General features: G+C 58.0%; 5 protein-coding genes. 1 reads left to right on the top strand and 4 read right to left on the bottom strand.

Annotated elements, in window-relative coordinates:
* From ACEW8J_RS02435 to ACEW8J_RS02420, 4 genes are all read right to left on the bottom strand, one after another.
* Nucleotides 1-203, bottom strand: a 203-nt coding sequence (locus ACEW8J_RS02435) for a hypothetical protein (RefSeq protein WP_373490039.1), incomplete at its 3' end; no start/stop codon positions are given.
* Between the two features lie 63 nt (nt 204-266).
* Nucleotides 267-4,658, bottom strand: coding sequence for a DNA-directed RNA polymerase subunit beta (gene rpoB, locus ACEW8J_RS02430; RefSeq protein ID WP_373490038.1), 4,392 nt, complete (start codon nt 4,656-4,658; stop codon nt 267-269).
* A gap of 277 nt (nt 4,659-4,935) precedes the next feature.
* Entirely contained in the window at nt 4,936-6,915 is a 1,980-nt protein-coding gene (locus tag ACEW8J_RS02425; RefSeq protein ID WP_373490037.1) for a sulfatase-like hydrolase/transferase, read from the bottom strand.
* 102 nt (nt 6,916-7,017) lie between these two features.
* Nucleotides 7,018-7,608, bottom strand: coding sequence for a TetR/AcrR family transcriptional regulator (locus tag ACEW8J_RS02420; RefSeq protein ID WP_373490036.1), 591 nt, complete (start codon nt 7,606-7,608; stop codon nt 7,018-7,020).
* Between the two features lie 127 nt (nt 7,609-7,735).
* On the opposite strand from ACEW8J_RS02420, the gene ACEW8J_RS02415 reads away from it, so the two are divergent.
* The coding region (locus ACEW8J_RS02415) for a carotenoid oxygenase family protein (RefSeq protein WP_373490035.1) at nt 7,736-8,131 on the top strand (396 nt) is incomplete at its 3' end.

The raw sequence follows: 8,131 nt of genomic DNA, 5'->3' as shown, positions 1-8,131 counted from the left end.
TAATCCTTTACCGGACCGAAGATGCGGGCGCAGAACAGGCCGTCGCGTTCCGGCTTGAAGGTCCGGTAGTTGATGGTTTCCGGCTTCTTGATTTCGCCAAAGGACCAGCTGCGGATGCGCTCTGGCGATGCCAGACCGATCTGGATCTGATCGAATGTTTCCGGTTTTGCGATCGGATTTGCAAAATTTGTTACTTGATTCATGTCTTAATTCCTCTTGGGCTTTCGCCCCAAATTTGAAATGCTGCGTGGCGTGAAACTAGTGCTTCACTCCGCCGCTATCGCAATCCCGTCGTCGGCTTCATCATCATCGTCACCAAAGCTGGAGAGCTGGATGTTGAGGCCGAGCGACCGCATTTCCTTGACCAGAACGTTGAAGCTTTCCGGCACGCCGGCTTCGAACGTATCGTCACCCTTGACGATCGCTTCGTAAACCTTGGTGCGGCCGATCACGTCATCGGACTTGACCGTCAGCATTTCCTGCAACGTGTAAGCCGCGCCGTAAGCTTGCAGCGCCCAGACTTCCATTTCCCCGAAACGCTGTCCGCCAAATTGCGCTTTACCGCCAAGAGGCTGCTGCGTGACAAGGCTGTAAGGGCCGATCGAGCGAGCGTGGATCTTGTCGTCGACCAGATGGTGCAGCTTGAGCATGTAAATATAGCCCACGGTCACCTTGCGGTCGAACTTGTCACCGGTCCGGCCATCATAAAGATTGACCTGACCACTGCGATCCAGGCCTGCCAGTTCGAGCATGTCGGAAATATCGCTTTCATGCGCACCGTCGAACACCGGCGTTCCCATGGGAATACCGTCGCGAAGATGGCCGACCATTTCGACAATTTCGCCAGTATCCCGGGAATCGATGTCCGCATGATATTGCTCGCCGTAAATGACCTTGAGTCGCTCCTTGACCGCATCGGGTGGCGATGCTGCCTCCGGATCAGGATTGGCCAGCTTCCATTCTTCGAGCGCCTGGGTGACCTGCTGGCCGAGACCACGGGCGGCCCAGCCCAGATGGGTTTCGAAAATCTGACCGACGTTCATGCGCGATGGCACGCCCAGAGGATTGAGCACGATATCAACCGGCGTCCCATCCTCGAGGAACGGCATGTCTTCCTGCGGCAGGATGCGGGAGATGACGCCCTTGTTGCCGTGACGGCCAGCCATTTTGTCGCCCGGTTGCAGCTTGCGCTTCACCGCGACAAAAACCTTGACCATCTTGAGCACGCCCGGTGCCAGTTCGTCGCCGCGCTCAAGCTTTTCGCGACGGTCCTCGAACCGTTCGTTGATCAGCTTGATCGCTTCGTCATATTGCTGACGGGTGGCTTCGAAATCGGACTGAACCTGATCGTCCTTTACCGCGATCTTCCACCAATCAACCTGCTCCAGTTCGGCCAGGCTGTCTTCGGTGATTTCTGCACCTTTCTTCATCGGCTTGGGCGCGGAGGTCGCGGTCTGGCCGATCAGCATATCTTTCAGCGTGTTGAAGGTTGCGCGATTGAGGATGGCGCGTTCGTCGTCGCGATCCTTGGTAAAGCGCGCGATTTCCTCGCGTTCGATCGCCAGAGCGCGCTCGTCCTTGTCGATGCCGTGGCGGTTGAACACACGGACCTCGACGACCGTACCGGCAACGCCGGGCGGCAGACGCAGGGACGTGTCGCGGACGTCGGATGCTTTTTCACCGAAAATGGCGCGGAGAAGCTTTTCTTCCGGCGTCATCGGCGATTCACCCTTGGGCGTGATCTTGCCGACGAGAATATCGCCAGGCTCGATTTCCGCACCAATATAGACAATGCCGGCTTCGTCGAGATTGCGCAGGGCTTCCTCGCCAACATTGGGAATGTCGCGGGTGATGTCTTCCGGTCCGAGCTTGGTATCGCGGGCCATGACTTCAAATTCTTCGATATGGATCGAGGTGAAGACGTCGTCTTTCACGATCCGCTCGGAGATGAGGATCGAATCCTCATAATTATAGCCATTCCAGGGCATGAAGGCGACGAGGCTGTTCTTGCCGAGAGCCAGTTCACCCATGTCGGTGGACGGACCGTCAGCAATCGTGTCGCCCTGCTGGACGATTTCGCCCACTTTCACCAATGGACGCTGGTTGATGCAGGTGTTCTGGTTGGAGCGCTGGAATTTCTGCAGCGTGTAAATGTCCACACCGGAACGGCCAGCTTCCACCGCGCCCGAAGCGCGGATCACGATCCGGGTGGCATCCACCTGATCGACGATGCCGGCGCGGCGTGCAGCGATTGCAGCGCCGGAGTCCCGGGCCACGGTTTCTTCCATGCCGGTGCCCACAAATGGTGCTTCGGCTTTCACCAGCGGCACGGCCTGGCGTTGCATGTTCGATCCCATGAGGGCGCGGTTGGCGTCATCATTTTCCAGGAACGGAATAAGCGAGGCGGCAACCGACACCAGCTGTTTCGGGCTGACGTCCATCAGCGTGATGATGTCGCGCGGGGCCATCAGGAATTCACCAGCCTGACGGGAGGAAACGATTTCCTCCACAAAGCTGCCGTCTTCGGTCAGCTCGGCATTGGCCTGCGCCACCGTATGCTTCTGCTCTTCCATCGCGGAGAGATACAGAACATCGTCCGTCACCTTGTTGTCGACAACTTTCCGATAGGGGGTTTCGATGAAACCATATTGGTTGATGCGGCTGAACGAGGCGAGCGAGTTGATCAGTCCGATGTTCGGGCCTTCAGGCGTTTCAATCGGACAGATCCGGCCATAATGGGTCGGGTGAACGTCGCGGACTTCAAATCCGGCGCGCTCGCGGGTCAGACCACCGGGGCCCAACGCCGACACGCGGCGCTTATGGGTCACTTCGGAAAGCGGATTGGTCTGATCCATGAACTGGGACAGCTGCGAGGAACCAAAAAATTCGCGAACGGTCGCAACCGCGGGTTTCGCGTTGATCAGGTCATTCGGCATCACGGTGGATACGTCAACGCTGCTCATCCGCTCCTTGACGGCCCGTTCCATGCGAAGCAGTCCGACGCGATACTGGTTTTCCAGCAATTCGCCCACCGAGCGAACCCGGCGATTGCCGAGATTGTCGATGTCATCGACTTCGCCCTTGCCGTCCTTCAGGTCGACGAGGGTTTTGACAACCGCGATAATGTCTTCCTTGCGCAGGATTGTGTAGTCAGCCGGTGCGTCCAGTTCGAGACGCATGTTCAGCTTCACGCGGCCAACGGCGCTCAGGTCATAACGTTCCGGATCGAAGAACAGGCCTTCGAACAGGGCTTCTGCGGTTTCGCGCGTTGGCGGTTCGCCGGGGCGCATGACGCGGTAAATATCGGACAGCGCGCCGTCCCGATCTTCGGCCTTGTCCGCTTTCAGCGTGTTGCGGATCCATGGGCCGGTGGTGACATGGTCGATATCCAGCAATTCGAGCGCATCGATACCGGCATTGTCGATCTTTTCGAGATTTTCTGCGGTGACTTCGTCACCGGCTTCGATGTAAATCTCGCCGGTCTTCTCGTTGATCAGATCAAAGGCGCTGTAGCGGCCGAAAATTTCCTCGGTCGGGATGACGATGTTTTTCATGCCATCGGATTCAGCCTTTTTCGCGGCCCGTGGCGTGATCTTGGTCGCCGCTTCAAAGACGACTTCGCCGCTTTGCGCGTCGACAATATCGAAGGTCGGCTTCAGTCCGCGCCATTGCTCGGCGACGAAAGGAATTGTCCAGCCGTCTTTTGCCCGCTTGTAGACGATGCGCGCGTAAAACAGGTTGAGGATATCTTCTTCCGAATAGCCCTGCTTGACGATCTTGGTGATTTCGGCGCTCTTGGTCCGGCCTTCGTCTTCAATCTTGCCGTTGACCTCGATTGCACCCATGGGTTCACGGATGGTGATCAGATTGCCGTCGACGTCCAATATTTCGGCTGGCTGCTTCATGCCGGCTACGCGGATCATTTCACCGGTTTTGAAATCGGGCTTCTTTTCCTTGACCTCGAGGATCGCGTCACCGAGCGACCGCAGCATTGCGGTCACCGGCAGCTTGCGCTTGCGGTCGATGCGGACGTTGACGATATCTTTCGCGTCAAACTCAAAGTCGAGCCAGCTGCCACGGTAAGGAATGACGCGGGCAGCGAAGAGGAATTTGCCGGAAGAGTGGGTCTTGCCGCGGTCATGGTCAAACAGCACACCGGGCGAACGGTGCATCTGGCTGACGATAACGCGCTCGGTGCCGTTGATGACGAACGTGCCGTTCTTGGTCATCAAGGGCATGTCGCCCATATAGACGTCCTGCTCCTTGATATCGAGAACGGAGCGGGCTTCGGTTTCGGGATCGACCTCGAACACGATCAGACGCAGGGTGACCTTCATCGGCGCGGCATAGGTGATGCCCCGCTGACGGCATTCCTCGACATTATATTTGGGATCTTCGAGCTGATAGTTGACGAAGTCCATTTCAGCGGTACCGGCAAAATCGCGGATCGGGAAAACGCTGCGCAGCGTTTTTTCGAGGCCAGACACATATCCAATCGAGGGATCGGAACGCAGAAACTGTTCATATGATTCGCGCTGCACTTCGATGAGATTGGGCATCTCGATGACTTCGTGGATATTGCCGAAGATCTTGCGAATGCGTTTCTTGCGGGTGGGGGTCGGAGCCGTCGTCTTGACCGAAGCTGCTTGGGTAGCCATATGTTTTGCCTTCTCGCCATCGCCGGAAAACCGGCGGAAAATCAATATGTGGAGGCGCTTCAAGACAAGAAAAGCCGCATATCTCCCGACACGGGAGATTGCAGCTTTTTAGCGTCCTGAAAACCGTGCAGAGATCATTTCTTCTGGCGCGCCGCGCGACTGCACGCCCTGTCTCGAAATCTGTGGTGAGAGCGGCATATAGGGGGATGTTGGAACCGGGTCAAGAGGGCGTTTGGGCTGCTCGCCTGGACATTCTTCGCTTAAATTGGGGCAGCGATCATTCCTGCAGTCTTGCCGATCGGCTCTGCCATCTGGCGCTGCCCCAGACGCGGATCAGGCGATCGACCCGGGCCCGGAAGTCGCCGGTCAGACCGCTTTCATTGGCGCAGCGCTGTTTCTCGACCATGCAGGCTTCTCCGGTGTCGAGCCGCAAGGTCGTGATTTGCGAAGCAGCTTCGGCAATGCCGATCTGGGTGGGGCGATCGAGATCGCCAACGGTCATCAGCACCGGTTTGGCGGGAATGTGAGCCTGCTGCCCGTTGAGCAAGGCGAGGATGATGGCGCGGTAGTCGCTCAGGCCAATCGGTCCGTCGGTCGTTACCCCGGCGCGGTTGGTCACCAGAAAAGTGCCGTTCTGGCGAATATTGATATTATGGCCATGACCCAGAAATCCATCCTCGAACAGATCTTCGCCATGATCGCCGGTTATCACGACCACGCTGTCATCCCACAGGCCATCGCGTTTCAACCGGGAAACCAGTTCGCCGAGCTGCTGGTCTGCATAGTGGATCGCATTCCAGTAGGTCTGCTGCAACAATTCCCGGTTTTTCGCGCTGATCTCTGACCGGGGCAAGGGGCGGTCGGTCAGATTGAGCGGCATGTCCTTGTGATAATAAGGGAAATGGGGCGACTGGAAATTGAAATAGAGAAATTGGGGCTGATCCCATTTTGATGGCTGCTGATATTCGTCGGCAAAGGCTTTCAGCAGATGCTTCTCGTCCACCAGTATCGAGCCTTGCGCGCCGTTGCTGAATGCGCGCAGATGTTTCAATTTCTCGCCGTCGATGAAGATATCGGCATTTTCGCGCATGCCTACGGTTTGGGAGATATCGCCGAAATCTTCGGGCTGACCCGAAAAAACGGCAATTTCATAGCTGCTGGCTTTGAGTTCGCGGAACAGCGACGGTGAACCGTTTGCCGGTTGCAGAGCTCCGCCAAACAGGGATTTGAGCGAAGCGGTGGTAAAGCCGACATGGCTGAAGGCGGGAGAAACAAGGCTGCCCGACTGGGCAATGGCTTCGAGATTGGGGGCCACCGGCTGGCCATTGATCCGCTTGCCGATCGCATCATAGCGTGCACTTTCCATGACGATCAGGATCAGGTGAGGGCGGTTGCCCTTGATCAGGGTGATCGGCGGTTGCGGCGTCATCGGGGTCAGTTGCAGGTCGCCGCCATAGCCGTCTTCGTCGATGCCATTTCCCGGAATATCCAGGGCCAGCGGATAGCGGCTGCTGTCAAAGGGGTGCCGGTCCGGCATGTGGGAAATCCAGCCATAACCATCATTGTCAAAATCGGTAAGCCGGTTTGCAGCGGTGGTGAAAAAGCCCCAGGCCAGCGTACGGTTCAGGCCATTTTGCACGTCGATCGAAGCTGCGGGGACCATGATCGCGAGCAGCAGGCTGGAGAAAAACAGCTGGATGACCAGACGGCCATAAGATGACCATTGCGGATGGTTGGCGCGAACCTTGAATTTGCGGGACAGCCAGCGGAAGGCAAAGCCGTAGACCAAAAGAGCAATGATCAGGCCAGCGATGCCCAGGACTATCTCGTTGGAAGCGAATAGCAGGGCATCGGTCAGGCTGCCGCCACCCAGATTCGCCATCAGGGTGAAGCTCATCGTATCACTGAAATATTGACCGAGTTTGAAGGTCAGGGCGAGCAGCAACAGATAGGTGCCGCCGACGATAGTCACCAGGAAGAACAGCGGAGGCCAGGAATGCCGGCGGCGGAACAGGCGGACAATGATCCACCAGACAGCGATGACGAGCAGGGCCATCGAGCAGAGATAGCCCACCAGGAAGACGAACCGCTCCGCGAGCGTGTCGATGGCCTGCGACTGGCCGAAGCCTCCGGTAAACAGGCCGAATTTACGGTCAGCGAGCGCCAGTTCCACCAGGCCGAGAACGCATAAAAGGGCCAGAATGACAGCCCCAAAAAGCTTGTTCTGCTTTTCGCTCGTGGTGAAAAAGTCATTCATCCGTTCTTGCCCTGGTTGCCGCTTGTCGATTGCGGACCGTCGCTAACAGATGCAGGTAAAAGGCAGGTTAAGCACGAACGATCCCGGCTCGACCGATTCTGTTTATCCGGCGTTGAAATCCGTCATCAGCACCACTTTGCGGACCATCGCCGGATCATATTCGACCTGGCCATCCAGGATCAGCATGGCCAGACCGTGGACCAGCGACCAGGCGTGCAGCGCGGCGGCGGCGCGTTCTTCCCGGGACATTTCGTCGGGCATCATCGCGGCGATGCCGGCGCGCAGCTGATGAAAGGCTTCGCCCATCGCGGTCGGGTCATCGGCGGCGAGATCGACCTGACCGACACGATTGTAGATCAGGCGCAGCAATGCCGGGTTCCTGACCGCCCATGTGACATAGGTGACACCAACCTCGGCAAAGCCGTCGCGGCCGCCGCCGGCCTTTGCCGCTGCTTCCGCCTGGTTTTGCCCGAGCCGGTTGAGGCCCTCCAGCGCCAGTGCATCCAGCAACGCATCCTTGTTCGGGAAATGGCGGTAAAGCGCGGTTGCCGATACCCCGAGATCGCGAGCGAGGGCGCGCAGGCCGAGGTCGGGCTGGCCCTGACTCGCCAGCCGTTCCATGCCCATCTCCAGCGCCGCAGCGCGCAAGTCGCCGTGATGATAAGGCGCCGTCACTGGAAGAACTGGAGGCATAGTGCACCCCTCGCCAAAGTTATGTTGACACTGTTAGCATTGTCCGGCATGTTAACATCATAAACATTGCGAGTCGCTTTGCCAACAGGCATATTGCCGATGAAATGATGAACCGAAGGAAATCCCGATGGCCTCCGTGATTGAAAAAACCATTCGTTCTGCCGTCACTCCGGTTATTACCGCCGTGGCCAATTATAACCGCAAGCGGCTGCCCGAACCCAATGGCGGGCATCCGTTTCTCGACGGACTGCATGCGCCGATGGAGAGCGAAGAAACCATCTCGGCCATGCAGGTCACCGGCACGATCCCGGACCAGCTTGACGGGCGCTATCTAAGGATCGGGCCCAACCCCCTGAAGAAAGCGCATGGTCCCAGCCATCACTGGTTCGTCGGCGACGGCATGGCGCATGGCATCCGGATCAGGGGCGGCGAGGCGGCCTGGTATCGCAACCGCTGGATCCGCAGCAACGCGGTGAGCGATGCGCTGGGCGAACCGCGCAAGCCAGGCACGCGCAATCCGCGG

The organism is Parasphingorhabdus sp., assembly GCF_041748495.1.
Taxonomy (GTDB): domain Bacteria; phylum Pseudomonadota; class Alphaproteobacteria; order Sphingomonadales; family Sphingomonadaceae; genus Parasphingorhabdus.
This window is presented reverse-complemented; position numbering and strand designations above follow the sequence as displayed.